The sequence below is a fragment of the Halomonas sp. I1 genome (assembly GCF_032334135.1).
Classification (GTDB): domain Bacteria; phylum Pseudomonadota; class Gammaproteobacteria; order Pseudomonadales; family Halomonadaceae; genus Halomonas.
The window spans coordinates 205203-220230 of the sequence record NZ_JAVXUS010000002.1; the positions used below are offsets into that span (position 1 = coordinate 205203).

Genomic DNA, 15028 nt, shown 5'->3' on the forward strand with positions numbered 1-15028 from the left:
GGAACGCCGCAAGCGGTGCGAGGCAGGCGGCGCGCCAGGCGCCGCCATGGGTGACGTCAGTGCCTCAGTCGATGTAACCGGAGCGCTGCATGGTCCGTTCGGTGGCACGCTGTGCAGCCTGCAGCGCCTGCTCGACGCTGGTCTCACCGGTCAGGGCCGAAGCAATCATCTGCCCCACCTGGGTACCGATCGACTGGAACTCGGGAATGCCGGCGAACTGCACGCCCACATAAGGGTTGGGCTCGAGGGTAGCGTCCAGGGGGTCGGCATCACGAATGGCATCGACCACGAAGTCGGCGAAGGGCGCGGCCTGCTGATAGCGCTCGTCGGCGTAGGTCGACTCTCGGGTACCCGGCGGAACGCTGGTCCAGCCCTCCTGCTCGCCGACCCGTTCGACATACTCCTGCGACGTTGCCCAGGTGATGAACGTCTTGGCCGCCTCGGTGGATTCCGAGGAGCTGGGAATCGCCAGGGCCCAGGACCACAACCAGTGCGACCCCTTCGGCGTCTCGGCAACCGGCGCGGGCGCAAAACCTAGCTGATCGGCGACCTGTGACTCATCGGGGTTGAACAGCTTGCCGGCCGCCGAGGTGGCATCGACCCACATGGCGCAGTTGCCCCGCGAAAAGAGCGCGAGGTTCTCGTTGAAGCCGTTGGAACTCGCCCCTGCCGGCCCATAATCATTGAGCAGGTCGACATAGAAAGAGACCGCCTTCTGCCAGGCATCACTGTCGATCTCAGGGTTCCAGTCCATGTCGAACCAGCGCCCCCCATAGGTATTCACAAGGGTCGAGACGAAAGCCATGTTCTCGCCCCAGCCCGGCTTGCCGCGAAGACAGATGCCGGCCACCTCGTTGTCGGGGTCGTCGAGCTTGCCGGCCCACTCCCGCACCTCGTTCCAGGTCGGCTGCTCACTCATCTCGATGCCGGCCTGCTCGAACAGGTCCTTGCGGTAGTACATCATCGAGCTTTCGGCATAGAACGGCAGCGCATGCAGGGTGCCATCATGGCTGAGACCATCGCGGACCGGCTTGATCAGGTCGTCGACGTGGTAGGACTCGGGCAGGTCGTCGAGCGGTTCGAGCCAGCCGCGCTCGGCCCAGATCGGCGCTTCATAACTGCCGATGGTCATCACGTCGAACTGTCCGCCGTCGGTAGCGATATCGGTGGTCATGCGCTGGCGCAACACGTTCTCCTCGAGCACCACCCAATCCAGGGTGATATCGGGATGCGCCTTCTCGAAGGCCTCGGTGAGCCCCTGCATGATGACCATGTCGTTATTGTTGACGGTGGCCACCGTGATGGTCTCGGCCTGGGCCGCCGTGGCGCCCAGCGCCGCGACGGCAGCCAGGGGAAGTAGACGATGCCGCTGCATGGCGTGCTCCTGTTGCGTTGATGCCTCGAGGGAGGCGTTGTTGTTGTCTCCAGACGATGGGAACTCCCCACTGTCCTTTCGCTCATTTCCGATCAATGAAATCAACGACTGATCAAATGATCGGATAAGGACGCACAAAACGCAAAGCCGGAGTGCTTAGACTTTAGGCGTGAAGCTCGCCACTCTACAATTGATCGACGATATACCGCGCGGCCTGCTCGTCGGTCACCAGGCTCTTCAACCATCCCCCGCGCAGGGCCGCCAGAATCGCCGGTGCCTTGCTGCGTCCACCGGCCAGGGCCACCATTTCCTGATCGCGGAACATCGACAACGGCAGGCTGGTGACGCGCCGGCTGGTCGAGCAATCGATCAGTTCGCCCTCGGCATTCATGGGCCAGCCGAGCAGTTCGCCGACAGCCTCTCGGGACAACAGTTCGTCCAGCTCGGCCTCGCTGATGAAATGATCCTGGAACAGTGTTGCCTGGCGATCGATGCGCCCTACCCCAATGAAAGCCGACTGCGCTTGTCGCGCCACCTCGGCGATGGCCTGGAACAGGGGCTGCCCCTGCAGTGCCTCCTTCTCGGCCACCGAACCTGCCACCACCGGCGCAGGGAGCAGGAAACGCTCGCTGCCCGTCTTGTCGGCAAGCACCATGACGCCGTCATAGCGGTTGGCGGAACCATCACGGGCGATGTTGCCCACCAGCGACACGATACGATGCTGCGGGCGATCGAGACGGCGTAGCGCCTCCACCGTGGCGCGTACCGAGCGCCCCGTGCCCAACGACAGGGTCAGCGGCTCGGAACGCTCGAGCAGGCGCGCGAGACGCTCGGCGCCGGCCACCGCCAGATAATGGGCGCTATCCGCCCCCGCCTCGGCATCCGCCGGGACCACATCGCAGAATGCCAGGCCGAAGGCCTCGCGAATCGCCTGGGACAGCGCCGTGCACTGCGCGATCGGGTGATCGATATGGACCTTGACCAGGCCCTCCTGACGCGCCAGTGCGAGCAGACGTTGCACCCCGGGACGTGAGACCCCCAACTGGATGGCGATCTCGTCCTGAGTACAACCTCCCACATGGGAAAGCCAGGCCGCCCGCGCCGCCTGGTCCAGTTTCACCTCGAACTTGTCCACTCTCTCGACTCACTGACCGATCGACATGCCTGGCATCATCGCAAGGCTGCCGGGGTTGCACAATGTCCTCTCACCGGCGGCGCAGCACCACGCTGAGATTGTTGGCCGGCATCTCGACGACCGTCTCGAGCGACATCCCGTGAGGCCTGGCCGCTTCCACTACCGCCTCGAGATCACGTATGCCCCAGCGTGCATCGCGGCGCCTCAAGTCCTCGTCGAAGGCAGCGTTGCTTGGCGCGGTGTGTCGCCCGTCGCGCCGATAAGGCCCGTACAGATAGAGCGCTCCGCCGACCGACAGCCGCTCGCCGGCCCTGGCCACCAGCGCCTCGGTCACTTCCCAGGGCGAGATATGCACCAGGTTGATGGCCACGATGGCCTCGTAGGTTTCGTCGGGCCAGGCACCGGTGGCATCGAGACGAATCGGTGCCAGGAGATTGTCCGGCCCCGATGTCTCCCGCCATGCTTCGATAGAGGCCAGCGAGTGCGCGTCGACATCGCTTGGCTGCCACTGCCAACCCGGCATCGCCGAGGCGAAATGAAGCCCATGTTCCCCGCTGCCGCTGGCCAGCTCGAGCACCCGGGCCCGCATCGGCAATACTTCCTCGAGCACCGCAAGGATCGGCTCGCGATTACGCGCGGCGGCGGGACTCTTGAGGCGCGTCGGGGATGTGCCCCGATGATCGGTTCGTGACATCATGGACTCCTGGGCATTGTCCGAAAGTGCCTGGAACACGGGGCGGCGGGTGTCGCCGTTCCCCTGCTTTTCCCGTTTCCACCGGAATGGACGCACAGGATAACGCATGGCCGGCTCCCTGCCCCTCTACCTGAAGATACAACGCCACCTGCTGGAGAAGATTCATGGCGGCGACTGGGCCCCGCAGTACCGCATCCCCCCCGAGGAGCGACTGGCCGAAGAGTTCGGCGTCAGCCGCATGACCGCCAACAAGGCGATCCGCGACCTGGTCCAGAAGGGATATCTGACGCGTCAGCCAGGCGTCGGCACCTTCGTCACCGACCGCAAGGCCGAGTCCTCGCTGATCGAGGTGCACAACATCGCCGAGGAAGTCCGCAGCCGGGAGCACGTCTACACCAGCGAAGTCCTGCGTGCCGAGGCGCTGGACGCCGACGACGAGATCTCGGTGTACCTGGGTGTCCGCAACGGTGCCCGGGTCTTCCATACCCTGATCGTGCATCGCGAGAACGGCGTGCCCATCCAGCTCGAGGACCGCTACGTCAATCCCAGCCGGGTGCCCCACTACCTGGAAACGGATTTTACCCGGCACACCCCCAATGAGGTGCTGGTGGCGGCCTGCCCGATCAACGATGTGGAGCATGTGGTCGAGGCCGTGCTGGTCGACACCGACACCGCACATCGACTGGACATCGCCCCTCACGAACCCTGCCTGAGAATGATCCGGCGCACCTGGTCGGGGGACCACCTGATCAGCTACGCCCGCCTGATCCACCCCGGCGACCGCTACAAGCTGCGCTCCTCTCTGCATACCAACTGAACGGCGGCGACCGGCACTGACGCCACCCCGGTGCGCCCCGCCCACTTCCAGGGCCCCGAGACGAACGCCATTTTCCTCAAACGGCCAGTGCCTGCACCAGGTACCCCGCCGGCACCGCCAGCAGCAGGCTCAAGGCCACCCGCAGGAACCACACCACCACGATACGCCCTACCGACAACGGAATGCTGGTGGACAGGATGCAGGGAATCGAGGCCGAGAAGAACAATACCGAGGAGACCGACACGACGCCGGCGGCGAAACGTGCCACCAGACCGGCATCGCCCATCAGCAGGGCCGGCAGGAACATCTCGGCGAGCCCCGCTGCCGAAGCCTGGGCCAGGGCGGCGGCTTCGTCCAGCCCCCAGATCGCCACGAAGGGATAGAAGGCCCAGCCGAGCCACTCGAACAAGGGCGTGTACTTGGCCAGCAAGAGGCCGGCCAGCCCTACCGACATGATCGACGGCAGAATACTGATCGCCATCAACAGCCCCTCGCGGAAGTTCAACGCCACGCTGGACGGCAGGCTCGGCGCCCTCTCGGCCACCTCGAGCCCGGTACGCCAGGCGGTGGCGAGCCGACGCCCCGGCACGGCCTCCGGTTCACCGTCACGCTTGCTGTCGTCCATGCTCGACAGGGGCGGAATCCGTACCGTGATCGCGGTTACCGTGAACGTGATGGCCAGGGTCAACCAGAAGTAGAGATTCCAGATCTCCATCAGCCCCAACGTCTTGGCGACGATGATCATGAAGGTCGCCGATACCGTGGAGAAGCCGGTGGCGATGATCGCCGCCTCCCGAGCCGAATACTGTCCCGCCTGGTAGACCCGGTTGGTGATCAGCAAACCGATGGAATAGCTGCCGACGAAAGAGGCCACGGCATCGATCGCACTCCGCCCCGGCGTGCGCCATACCGGCCGCATGACCGGTTGAACCAGCACGCCGATAAGCTCGAGCAGGCCGAAACTGATCAGCAGCGCCAGGAAGATGGCCCCGATCGGCACGATCAACCCCACCGGAATCACCAGCTTGTCGAACAGGAAGGGCAGCATGTCGGGTTCATGCAGAAAGCCGGGGCCCCAGCCGGTCAAGGCCATCACCGCCGCCGCCACACCGGCCAGCTTGAGCACGGTGAAGACCCGCTCGGTCATGCTGCGCCGCCAGCTTCCCTTGACCAGGGGATAGAGCGCCCCGGCAATGATCAGCGCCAGAGCATAAAGGCCACTGCCCTCGCCCAGCAGGCTTCGCGCCCCCGTCACCATGTGGTCCAGCGGGATCGTCGTCTTGCCACCGAGCGTCATCGGCACGAAGAAGATCAGTACCCCGACGAGACTGGGCACGAACAGCTTGAACACGGTGGCCATCGAGGGTCCCCGATGTCGGGAAGCGTCGTATGGGGAATTCGCCATGGGTGGCTCCTGAATTGTCGTGGTAAGCAAGGTCGTCGTTGGCACTTTGTATATACATCATAGGGAATTCCTACGCCATGAACGCGTCCGTCCTACCCATGATACTTTGGTCAAATATATTCACTAAGGCTGATTAAAAAGCAACCTTACAAAATTAATAAACAATTGATTTTAAAAATTAATAATCATTTTTCCATGGGTAACCCGTCACGCATCATGGTCTTGGACAGACCCGACGCGACGGGGTGACGATGCACCAATAATGCGCTAGCCTATTTGTATATACAAAGATATCAGGAGGCGTCAGCATGACCCATCCCCGGACTCGCCGACTCTGGCAGGACGTCACCGTCTTCGACGGTCAGCAGACCCTGCCCGATGCCATGGCGGTGATCGTCGAAGACGACCGCATCCACTCCCTGATCCCGATGCGTGACCTCTCGGCCTCCCTCGCCGATACGTGCCTTCCGATGGGCAGCGGCGGCGTGATGACACCAGGCCTGATCGATTGCCACACCCACCTGGTGTTCGGAGGCGGTCGCGCCGACGAGTTCGAGTCGCGTCTGGAAGGCGTGAGCTACGAGGAAATCGCCCGACGCGGCGGCGGCATCATCAGCACCGTGCGCGACACGCGCGAAGCCAGCGAAGACGCGCTGTTCACCGCCGCCCTGCCACGCCTCGATGCCCTGCTCGCCGACGGCGTGACCACCGTGGAAATCAAGTCGGGCTACGGCCTCGACGTGGAGAACGAGCTCAAGATGCTGCGCGTTGCCCGCCGCCTCGGCGAGGCCCGGCCGGTGCGCGTCGTCACGACCCTGCTCGGCGCCCACGCCCTGCCGCCGGAATACGCAGGCGACAGTGACGGCTACATCGACCTGGTCTGCGACAAGATGATCCCGGCGGCCGCAGCCGAGGGGCTGGCCGACGCCGTCGACGTCTTCTGCGAGAAGATCGCCTTCTCGGTGGCCCAGTGCGAGCGCGTCTTCGAGGCGGCCCGGGCCCATGGCCTGCCGATCAAGGCCCATGCCGAACAGCTGTCCAATCTGGGCGGTTCTGCCATGGCCGCCCGTCACGGTGCCCTGTCCGCCGACCATATCGAATATCTCGACGATACCGGCATCGCCGCCATGCGCGATGCCGGGAGCGTGGCGGTGATCCTCCCAGGCGCCTTCCACACGCTGCGCGAGACGCAGCAACCGCCCATCGCCGGGCTACGCGAGGCCGGCGTGCCCATGGCCGTCGCCACCGATGCCAACCCCGGCAGCTCGCCGCTGTTCATGCCGACCCTGATGCTCAACCTGGCCTGCACCCTGTTCCGCCTCACCCCTCGCGAGGCACTGGCCGGCATGACCGCGCACGGCGCCCGGGCGCTGGGAATGCCCGAGCTCGGCAGGCTGAACGAAGGTGCACCCGCCGATCTCTGCCTCTGGAACATCGACACCCCGGCGGAACTCGCCTATGCCGTCCAGCCCGGCCGGCTACGCCAGCGCGTCGTTGCCGGCCAACCCGTGGAGGATCAGGCGCATGGCCACTGAGATCGACATGAGTTCCTGGCAGGGCCGCATTGACCCGGAACCCGACAGCGATCGCTGGCACCAGCGCATCGCGCCTCTTACCGAGGACGCGCCGAGCGGATGTGCCTTGCTCGGATTCGCCAGCGATGCCGGCGTGGCTCGCAACCAGGGCCGGGTCGGCGCCGCCGCCGGCCCCTCCGCGATCCGTCGTGCTCTCGCGCCACTGGCCTGGCATCGCCAGGGACCGGCCTTCGACGCCGGCGACGTGAGCTGCGACGGCGACGCCCTGGAAGCCGCCCAGGAGGCTCTGGCCGAGCGCCTGGCCCCGCTGCTCGACGCCGGCCACCTGCCCATCGTGCTCGGCGGTGGCCACGAAGTCGCCTATGCCAGCTGGCAAGGGCTCGCCCGGCACCTCGCGCCCCGCGAGACACGACCGCGTGTCGGCATCATCAACCTCGATGCCCACTTCGACCTGCGCGACCCGGCCCAGGTGCGCTCCTCCGGCACGCCCTTCGCCCAGATCGCCGAGCAGTGCCAGCAACGGGGCTGGCCCTTCCGCTACGCCTGCCTCGGCGTCAGCCGGGCCGCCAACACCCGGGCGTTATTCCGGCGCGCCGACGACCTGGGCGTGTTGATCCGTGAGGATCGCGATATCACGCCCACCGGAATCGATGCCATCCGGCGCGACCTGGAACGTTTCATCGCCCGTTGCGATCACGTCTATCTGACCATCGACCTGGACGTGCTGCCCGCCGCCGAGGCCCCCGGCGTCAGCGCCCCGGCGGCACGCGGCGTGCCCCTGGCGCTGCTCGAGCCCCTGGTCGAGACGGTACGCGACAGCGGCAAGCTACGCCTGGCCGACCTCGCCGAGCTTAACCCCGACCATGACATCGATGGCCGCACCGCCAGGGTGGCAGCGCGCCTCGTCCATCTACTGACCCTGAACGGCTGATCCGGCGCATCAGCCATCAGCCCCTTGACCATGAGGAAATCCCCCATGTCCCATACCGACAAGCGTCACGACCCCAGCCGCGAGATCGCCGCGCCTACCGGCAGTGAACTGTCCTGCAAGAGCTGGCTCACCGAAGCGCCGCTGCGCATGCTGATGAACAACCTGCACCCGGACGTCGCCGAGCGCCCCGAGGACCTGGTGGTCTACGGCGGCATCGGTCGCGCCGCCCGGGACTGGGAATGCTACGACAAGATCGTCGAGACCCTCCGGCGCCTGGAGGACACCCAGTCGCTGTTGATCCAGTCCGGCAAGCCGGTGGGCGTGTTCGAGACCCACAAGGACGCCCCGCGGGTGCTGATCGCCAACTCCAACCTGGTACCGGCCTGGGCTAACTGGGAGCACTTCAACGAGCTGGATAAAAAAGGCCTGATGATGTACGGCCAGATGACCGCCGGCTCCTGGATCTACATCGGCTCCCAGGGCATCGTCCAGGGCACCTACGAGACTTTCGTCGAGGCCGGCCGCCAGCACTACGACGGTAACCTCAAGGGCCGCTGGATCCTCACCGCCGGCCTCGGCGGCATGGGCGGCGCCCAGCCACTGGCCGCCACCCTGGCCGGCGCCTGCTCGCTCAACATCGAGTGCCAGCAATCGCGCCTCGACTTCCGTCTGCGCACCCGCTATCTCGACGAGCAGGCCGAGGATCTGGACGACGCCCTGGCGCGACTCGAGCGCTACACCGCCGAGGGAAAGGCGGTATCCATCGGCCTGTGTGCCAACGCCGCCGACGTGCTGCCGACCCTGGTCGAGCGCGGCGTGCGTCCCGACATGGTCACCGACCAGACCAGCGCCCACGACCCGCTGCACGGCTACCTGCCCGCCGGCTGGACCTGGGACGACTATGTAGAGCGCGGCAAGACCGAACCCGAAACGGTGGTCAAGGCCGCCAAGCGCTCCATGGCCGTGCACGTGCAAGCCATGCTCGACTTCCAGCAGCAAGGCATCCCGACCTTCGACTACGGCAACAACATTCGCCAGATGGCCCAGGAAGAGGGCATCGAAAACGCCTTCGACTTCCCCGGCTTCGTGCCGGCCTATATCCGCCCGCTGTTCTGCCAGGGCGTCGGCCCCTTCCGTTGGGCCGCGCTGTCCGGCGATCCCGAGGACATCTACAAGACCGACCAGAAGGTCAAGGAACTGATCCCCGACGACCCGCACCTGCACAACTGGCTGGATATGGCCCGGGAGAGAATTTCGTTCCAGGGACTCCCCGCCAGGATCTGCTGGGTCGGCCTCAAGGACCGCGCCCGTCTCGGCCAGGCCTTCAACGAGATGGTCAGAAACGGCGAGCTCAAGGCGCCGGTGGTCATCGGTCGCGATCACCTGGATTCCGGCTCGGTGGCCAGCCCCAACCGCGAGACCGAGTCGATGATGGATGGCTCCGACGCCGTCTCCGACTGGCCGCTGCTCAACGCCCTGCTCAACACTGCCGGCGGCGCCACCTGGGTCTCGCTGCACCACGGCGGCGGCGTGGGCATGGGCTACTCCCAGCATGCCGGCGTGGTGATCGTCTGCGACGGCAGCGATGATGCCCATGCCCGCCTCGGCCGGGTGCTCCGCAACGACCCGGGGACCGGCGTGATGCGCCACGCGGATGCCGGCTATGACATCGCCAAGGAGTGTGCGCGAGAGAACGGCCTCGACCTGCCGATGATCGATAAGTAAAACCTTCTACATCCACAGCCATGCTTCTCGCTGGTACAGGGAGCGCCGGTGGCAGGTCGAAGCGAAGGTCCGATGCCAAGGATGGCATCGGTAGCGCCCAGGGATGGGTTCACAGCGCCTTCGCGTAGTGCCTGCCACCGGCAAGCTCCGGCTCGGCGAGATGAGGAACTCCCTATGAACCATCTCGAGATACAACCCGGCAAGATGACCCTGGCCCAGGCACGCCGGGCCTTCGAAGCCCCTCTCCAGGTCACTCTGCCGACCAGCGCCGATGCCGATATTGCCGCCGGCGTCGACTGCGTCAATCGTGTGGTCGAGGAAGATCGCACCGTCTATGGCGTCAACACCGGCTTCGGCCTGCTGGCCCAGACCCGCATCGAAAAGAACCAGCTCGAAGACCTCCAGCGCTCCCTGGTGCTATCCCATGCCACCGGCGTCGGTGCCGCCATGGACGACGACCTGGTGCGACTGATCATGGTGCTCAAGGTCAACAGCCTGGCCCGCGGTTTCTCCGGCATTCGCCGTGAGGTCCTGGATGCCCTGGTGGCACTGATCAACGCCGAGATCTATCCGCACATCCCGCTCAAGGGCTCGGTAGGCGCCTCCGGCGATCTGGCCCCGCTGGCGCACATGAGCGTGGTGCTGCTCGGCGAGGGGCAGGCCCGTCATAACGGCGACTGGCTGCCGGCCCGGGAGGCCCTGGCCAAGGCCGGGCTCGAACCGTTGTCGCTGGCACCCAAGGAAGGTCTGGCCCTGCTCAATGGCACCCAGGTCTCCACCGCCTACGCGCTCAAGGGCCTGTTCGATGCCGAGGACCTGTTCGCCGCCGCCACGGTCTGCGGCTCGCTCACCGTGGAAGCGACCCTGAGTTCGCGCTCGCCCTTCGATGCCCGCATCCATGACGTGCGCGGCCAGCGTGGCCAGATCGATGCCGCCACCGCCTACCGGCAATTGCTCGGCGAGCGCAGCGAGATCAGCGACTCGCATGTCGATTGCGGCAAGGTCCAGGACCCCTACTCCCTGCGCTGCCAACCCCAGGTGATGGGCGCCGCCCTCACCCAGATCCGCCAGGTCGCCGAGGTTCTGGGCATCGAGATCAACGCCGTCTCGGACAACCCCCTGGTGTTCGCCGAACAGGGTGATATCATCTCCGGCGGCAATTTCCATGCCGAGCCGGTCGCCATGGCGGCCGACAACCTGGCGTTGGCCATCGCCGAGATCGGCTCGCTCACCGAGCGTCGCGTCTCCCTGATGATGGACAAGCACATGTCCCAGCTCCCGCCCTTCCTGGTGGAACACGGCGGCGTCAACTCGGGCTTCATGATCGCGCAGGTGACGGCGGCCGGGCTCGCCAGCGAGAACAAGGCACTCTCGCACCCTCACAGTGTCGACAGCCTGCCGACTTCGGCCAACCAGGAGGACCACGTCTCCATGGCGCCGGCCGCCGGCAAGCGACTGTGGGAAATGGCCGATAACGTGCGAGGCATCCTCGCCATCGAATGGCTGGCCGCCTGCCAGGGACTGGATTTCCGCGACGGCCTCAAAACCACCGACACCCTGGAAGAAGCTCGCCGGGTACTGCGCGAGCGTGTCGCCTACTACGACAAGGACCGTTTCTTCGCGCCGGATATCGACGCCGCCAGCGCCCTCCTCGCGAAACGCCACCTCAGTCGTCTGGCGCCCGCCGACCTGTTGCCCAGCCAGGTGAATTGACCAGCAACCATCGCTCCGTCGCGCCTTCCCGGGCTTGCCCCATCAACAACGGGAAGGCGCGACACCAACAACAATCGACTTTCTCAACAAGGACAAGACATGAACGCAGTAGTCCTGGCCATCCTGGTCATGGTCACCCTCAGCTTGATGCGAGTGTCCGTCGTGTTCGCGTTGATCGCCGCCGCCCTGGTCGGCGGTCTCTACGCGGGCATGCCGCTGGGCGAAATCCTTTCCGCCTTCAACGACGGCCTGGGTAACGGTGCCAAGGTGGCCATCTCCTACGCCGTGCTGGGTGCCTTCGCCGTGGCATTGTCACGCTCGGGCATCACCCAGTTGCTGTCCAACAAGGCCATCGCCAAGCTAGGGCTGGACGACGGGATTCCCAACCGTCAACTGATCGTCTTCACCCTGCTTGGCGTGCTGCTGGCCGCGGCAGTGAGCTCCCAGAACCTGATCCCGGTGCATATCGCCTTCATCCCGGTGCTGGTGCCACCGCTGCTCAAGCTCATGAATCACCTGCAGCTCGACCGCCGCGCCGTGGCCTGCGTGATCACCTTCGGCATCACCGCCCCCTACATGCTGTTGCCGGTGGGCTTCGGCTCGATCTTCCTCCACGATATCCTGCTGACCAACCTCAACGAGAATGGCCTGGACGTGACGGCGGGCATGGTGCCGATGGCCATGATCGTGCCCATCGGGGGCATGGCGCTGGGGCTCGTGGTGGCCCTGTTGTTCAGCTATCGCCGCAAGCGCGACTACCAGGACATCGATCTCGCCCACGGCGACGAGACGCCCAGCCAGGCCGCCCAGCACCTCAAGCCCTGGCAGATGCTGGTACTGGCGGCAGCCCTGGTGGGTACCGTCACGGTTCAGCTGTTCACCGGGTCGATGGTGATCGGCGGGCTCTTCGGCTTCGCTCTGCTCTCGGTGAGCGGTGTGTTTCGCTGGCACGAACAGGACGATATCTTCACCGAAGGCATGCGCATGATGGCGCTGGTCGGTTTCATCATGATCTCGGCGGCGGGCTTTGCCAGCGTGATGCAGGCCAGCGGCCAGGTCGAGGCACTGGTCACCAGCTCCACCGAGGTGATCGGCGACAACAAGGGACTGGCCGCCCTGATCATGCTGCTCGTCGGCCTGTTCATCACCATGGGGATCGGCTCGTCGTTCTCGACCATTCCAATCATCGCCTCACTCTACGTACCCATGGCACTGAACTTCGGTTTCTCGCCCATGGCGACCATCGCCCTGGTGGGCGCCGCCGCCGCCCTCGGCGACGCCGGCTCGCCGGCTTCCGACTCGACCCTCGGGCCGACCGCCGGCCTCAATGCCGACGGCCAGCACGACCACATCTGGGACAGCGTGGTGCCGACCTTCCTGCACTACAATATCCCGCTGGTCGCCTTCGGCTGGGTCGCCGCCATGACGCTCTGATCCGTCTGGTCGCCAAGCGAGCTCCGATCAACGCAATGACCCGCCGAAATCGGCGGGTCATTTTACGTCTGCGCTGTCACCATCGGTCATGGGGAAATCGACTCAGCCATTCTCCACGAGGTAAGACAGATCGCCCACGATGGCGTCCATGGAGTCGATGTCGCTGATCATGAAGCGCGCCTCGCCCTGGCTGTCGAATGCGAAGACGCTGCTCGAGTGCGAGACGTTGTAGTTGCCCCGCGCATCCTTCTCTCCGTACTCGTAGGTAACGCGGTAGCGGTTGGTCAAGGCATCGATCCTGGCACGCTCCCCGGTCAGGCCGATGAACTGCGGCCCGAAGGCCTCGGTATAGCGTTTCATGACATCCGGCGTATCCCGAGCGGGGTCCACCGAGACAAACAGTACCTGAACCTCGTCCCGCTGTGCCTCATCGAGCCGCTTGATCGCCGCCGACAATCGGGTCAGCGTCGTTGGACAGACATCCGGACAGTGCGTGAAACCGAAGAACAACAGGGTCGGCTTGCCACTGAATTCTCCGGCCCGCACGGCTTCGCCACTCTCGTCGACGAGACCGAACTCGAGAGCGGGCATGACATCAGCGATGTCGTTGGTCTGCCAGTTATGGTCGAAACACCCCGTCAGCATCAACGACAGGACCAGCGGGAACATCCATCGCAACATTCAATTCTCCTGGCATCACCTACATGGCAGTCGGCGGCACCGCCTCGAAATCCACGACCAACGGTTCACGCTGTTCGAACTCCAGGGTGATCCCGACCTCATCCCCCACGGACAGCGTCCCGACCGGCGCCATCAACATCAGATGATACCCCTGAGGAGCGAACGTCAGTTCCTCACCCGGCGCCACCTCGAGCCGCGACACCGGCGCCATGCTGGCCATCCCATCCTTGTTCATGCTGCGATGCAGCTCGACCCTACCGAAGGCGTCGCTCCTGGCGCCGACGAGCACCACGGTGTTGTCACTGGTATTGCCGAGGCGAAAATACCCCGCTGCCGGGGTATCTCCCGGCAGCACTCGCATCCGAGCATCCGTGACATCCAGTCCATCGGCGCTCGCGGCGAGAGGAAATGCCAACAGACAGGCTGCCAGTCCCCTCAGCGATACGGCCGAGATACAACGCTTGAGTTCCTGCTTTCTCTTCGACATAAGCCTCATGCTCCATTCCCGGTAAGCCAGGGCAGTTCAGGCATTTTCAGCATTTCAGACGGACGTGACCAGCCGCTGCGACAATGTGTCCACTCTCGCCTGCCCTGAACACGCCGGGTGCGACGGGAAAGCGGGATCGATCAGGGACGCAAGAGGTCGGACCGACGCATCGCGGTCGACCTGTCGGGAAGGCAGGCCGGAATCAACAGAAAGACGATAACCCGCAGTTCGACTCGTAGCGATCCGAGTTGATATCCACCGTCACGCGCCCATCGATCTTGTTGTAGAAGAACGAGGCGTAGCCATTCTCGGACGATGCGGTCTTGTACAGGCCACAATAGCCATAGCCGTTGTTGACCCGCTGCAGGTTCTTCAGGTCGATATCATCCGCGCTGTTCGGCGCGTTCACCAGCTTCGTCGCCAGCGCGCGCTGAATCTCGCCGTCGAGCTTGACGGCAGAGATGGCCTGTCCCCCGAAGATGAGCCCTCCGAGTAGCAGCATGAAGGCAAGGGGGATTCCGAGACAGATGAGCAAACCACGACGATAAGGCATACGCGAATGATAAGGCGCTCCAGGGCGCCGCTCAAACGCCATCCAGGCAGGTCACGCCCGGAGGCAGCACAGTTTGCCCTTGCGCCCGCTGCCGCAGGGGCAGGGATCGTTTCGGCCGGGCTTGAGTCGCATGACGCTCGGCTCGCCGTCCACGTACACCCAGCACCCCGCCTCGCGACGGAAGCGCGAGCGCTCCTCCAGCACGCCCCAGCGCCGCCCCTCGCGGAAGGTGGCTCGAAACTGCACCGTGCCCGTATCGCCCGCCTCGTCGTGATCGAGTATCTCCAGACGCACCCATTGGGTCGGGTCGTTCTCCGGCAGAGATGCCGGCCGGGTCTCGGGCGCCCAACTCACCAGCAGGTAGTCGGTCAGGCCCAGGGCGAAGGCGCTGAAACGCGAACGCATCAGGGCCTCCGGCGTCGGCGCCGGTGTGCCCGCATGGTAGCGGCCGCAGCATTCGGCGAGCGCACGGCCAGTGCCGCAGGGGCAGCGATCATCGTTCATCCTCGAGCCTCCGGGTTCGTATCGAGAGCGCTATCATAC

At 65.0% G+C, this 15028-nt stretch carries 14 protein-coding genes; 6 read left to right on the forward strand and 8 right to left on the reverse strand.

All coding sequences use genetic code 11. The features are described from left to right. Nucleotides 1-64: 64 nt before the first annotated feature. The 3 genes from RSO41_RS04015 to RSO41_RS04025 all read right to left on the reverse strand — a co-directional run bounded on the left by RSO41_RS04015 (nucleotide 65) and on the right by RSO41_RS04025 (nucleotide 3204). Complete coding sequence (locus tag RSO41_RS04015) at nucleotides 65-1375, reverse strand: sugar ABC transporter substrate-binding protein (protein WP_315617782.1); 1311 nt, start codon at nucleotides 1373-1375, stop codon at nucleotides 65-67. A 184-nt stretch (nucleotides 1376-1559) separates the two neighbouring features. After that, nucleotides 1560-2510 carry a sugar-binding transcriptional regulator gene (locus RSO41_RS04020; protein WP_315617783.1) on the reverse strand — a complete coding sequence of 317 codons (951 nt, stop codon included), beginning with the start codon at nucleotides 2508-2510 and terminating at the stop codon, nucleotides 1560-1562. A gap of 70 nt (nucleotides 2511-2580) precedes the next feature. Next, the gene (locus RSO41_RS04025; protein ID WP_315617784.1) at nucleotides 2581-3204 is read right to left on the reverse strand and encodes a DUF938 domain-containing protein; all 624 of its coding nucleotides are present in this window, start codon (nucleotides 3202-3204) and stop codon (nucleotides 2581-2583) included. A gap of 106 nt (nucleotides 3205-3310) precedes the next feature. Here RSO41_RS04025 and hutC point away from each other — a divergent pair, with 106 nt between their 5' ends. Continuing rightward, nucleotides 3311-4021: a histidine utilization repressor gene (hutC, locus tag RSO41_RS04030; RefSeq protein WP_315617785.1), complete on the forward strand. Its 711-nt coding sequence runs from the start codon at nucleotides 3311-3313 to the stop codon at nucleotides 4019-4021. Between the two features lie 76 nt (nucleotides 4022-4097). Here hutC and RSO41_RS04035 read toward each other — a convergent pair whose 3' ends face one another. After that, complete coding sequence (locus RSO41_RS04035; protein ID WP_315617786.1) at nucleotides 4098-5426, reverse strand: YjiH family protein; 1329 nt, start codon at nucleotides 5424-5426, stop codon at nucleotides 4098-4100. Nucleotides 5427-5734: 308 nt separating this feature from the next. Between RSO41_RS04035 and hutI the strand changes: the two genes are divergently transcribed. The 5 genes from hutI (at nucleotide 5735) to RSO41_RS04060 (ending at nucleotide 12764) form a co-directional block, all read left to right on the forward strand. Next, nucleotides 5735-6961, forward strand: a complete 1227-nt coding sequence (gene hutI, locus RSO41_RS04040; protein ID WP_315617787.1) for an imidazolonepropionase — start codon at nucleotides 5735-5737, stop codon at nucleotides 6959-6961. Then, a complete protein-coding gene (gene hutG / locus RSO41_RS04045) occupies nucleotides 6951-7892 on the forward strand; it encodes a formimidoylglutamase (RefSeq protein ID WP_315617788.1) in 942 nt (313 codons plus the stop codon). The genes hutI and hutG overlap by 11 nt, the downstream gene beginning before the upstream one ends. Before the next feature lie 45 nt (nucleotides 7893-7937). Next, on the forward strand, nucleotides 7938-9617 hold the full coding sequence (gene hutU / locus RSO41_RS04050; protein WP_315617789.1) for a urocanate hydratase: 1680 nt from the start codon (nucleotides 7938-7940) through the stop codon (nucleotides 9615-9617). 174 nt (nucleotides 9618-9791) lie between these two features. Beyond that, complete coding sequence (gene hutH, locus RSO41_RS04055; RefSeq protein WP_315617790.1) at nucleotides 9792-11330, forward strand: histidine ammonia-lyase; 1539 nt, start codon at nucleotides 9792-9794, stop codon at nucleotides 11328-11330. A 99-nt stretch (nucleotides 11331-11429) separates the two neighbouring features. Then, nucleotides 11430-12764 carry a Na+/H+ antiporter family protein gene (locus tag RSO41_RS04060; RefSeq protein ID WP_275287778.1) on the forward strand — a complete coding sequence of 445 codons (1335 nt, stop codon included), beginning with the start codon at nucleotides 11430-11432 and terminating at the stop codon, nucleotides 12762-12764. 102 nt (nucleotides 12765-12866) lie between these two features. Here the strand turns inward: RSO41_RS04060 and RSO41_RS04065 are convergent, their stop codons facing one another. The 4 genes from RSO41_RS04065 to RSO41_RS04080 form a co-directional block, all read right to left on the reverse strand. Then, nucleotides 12867-13445 carry an SCO family protein gene (locus RSO41_RS04065; protein WP_315617791.1) on the reverse strand — a complete coding sequence of 193 codons (579 nt, stop codon included), beginning with the start codon at nucleotides 13443-13445 and terminating at the stop codon, nucleotides 12867-12869. A gap of 19 nt (nucleotides 13446-13464) precedes the next feature. After that, on the reverse strand, nucleotides 13465-13932 hold the full coding sequence (locus tag RSO41_RS04070; protein WP_315617792.1) for a copper chaperone PCu(A)C: 468 nt from the start codon (nucleotides 13930-13932) through the stop codon (nucleotides 13465-13467). Nucleotides 13933-14134: 202 nt separating this feature from the next. Next, nucleotides 14135-14434 (reverse strand): hypothetical protein, encoded by a 300-nt coding sequence (locus tag RSO41_RS04075; RefSeq protein WP_315617793.1) that lies wholly within the window; start codon nucleotides 14432-14434, stop codon nucleotides 14135-14137. Nucleotides 14435-14536: 102 nt separating this feature from the next. Beyond that, the gene (locus RSO41_RS04080; RefSeq protein WP_315617794.1) at nucleotides 14537-14989 is read right to left on the reverse strand and encodes a YchJ family protein; all 453 of its coding nucleotides are present in this window, start codon (nucleotides 14987-14989) and stop codon (nucleotides 14537-14539) included. Nucleotides 14990-15028: the final 39 nt, after the last annotated feature.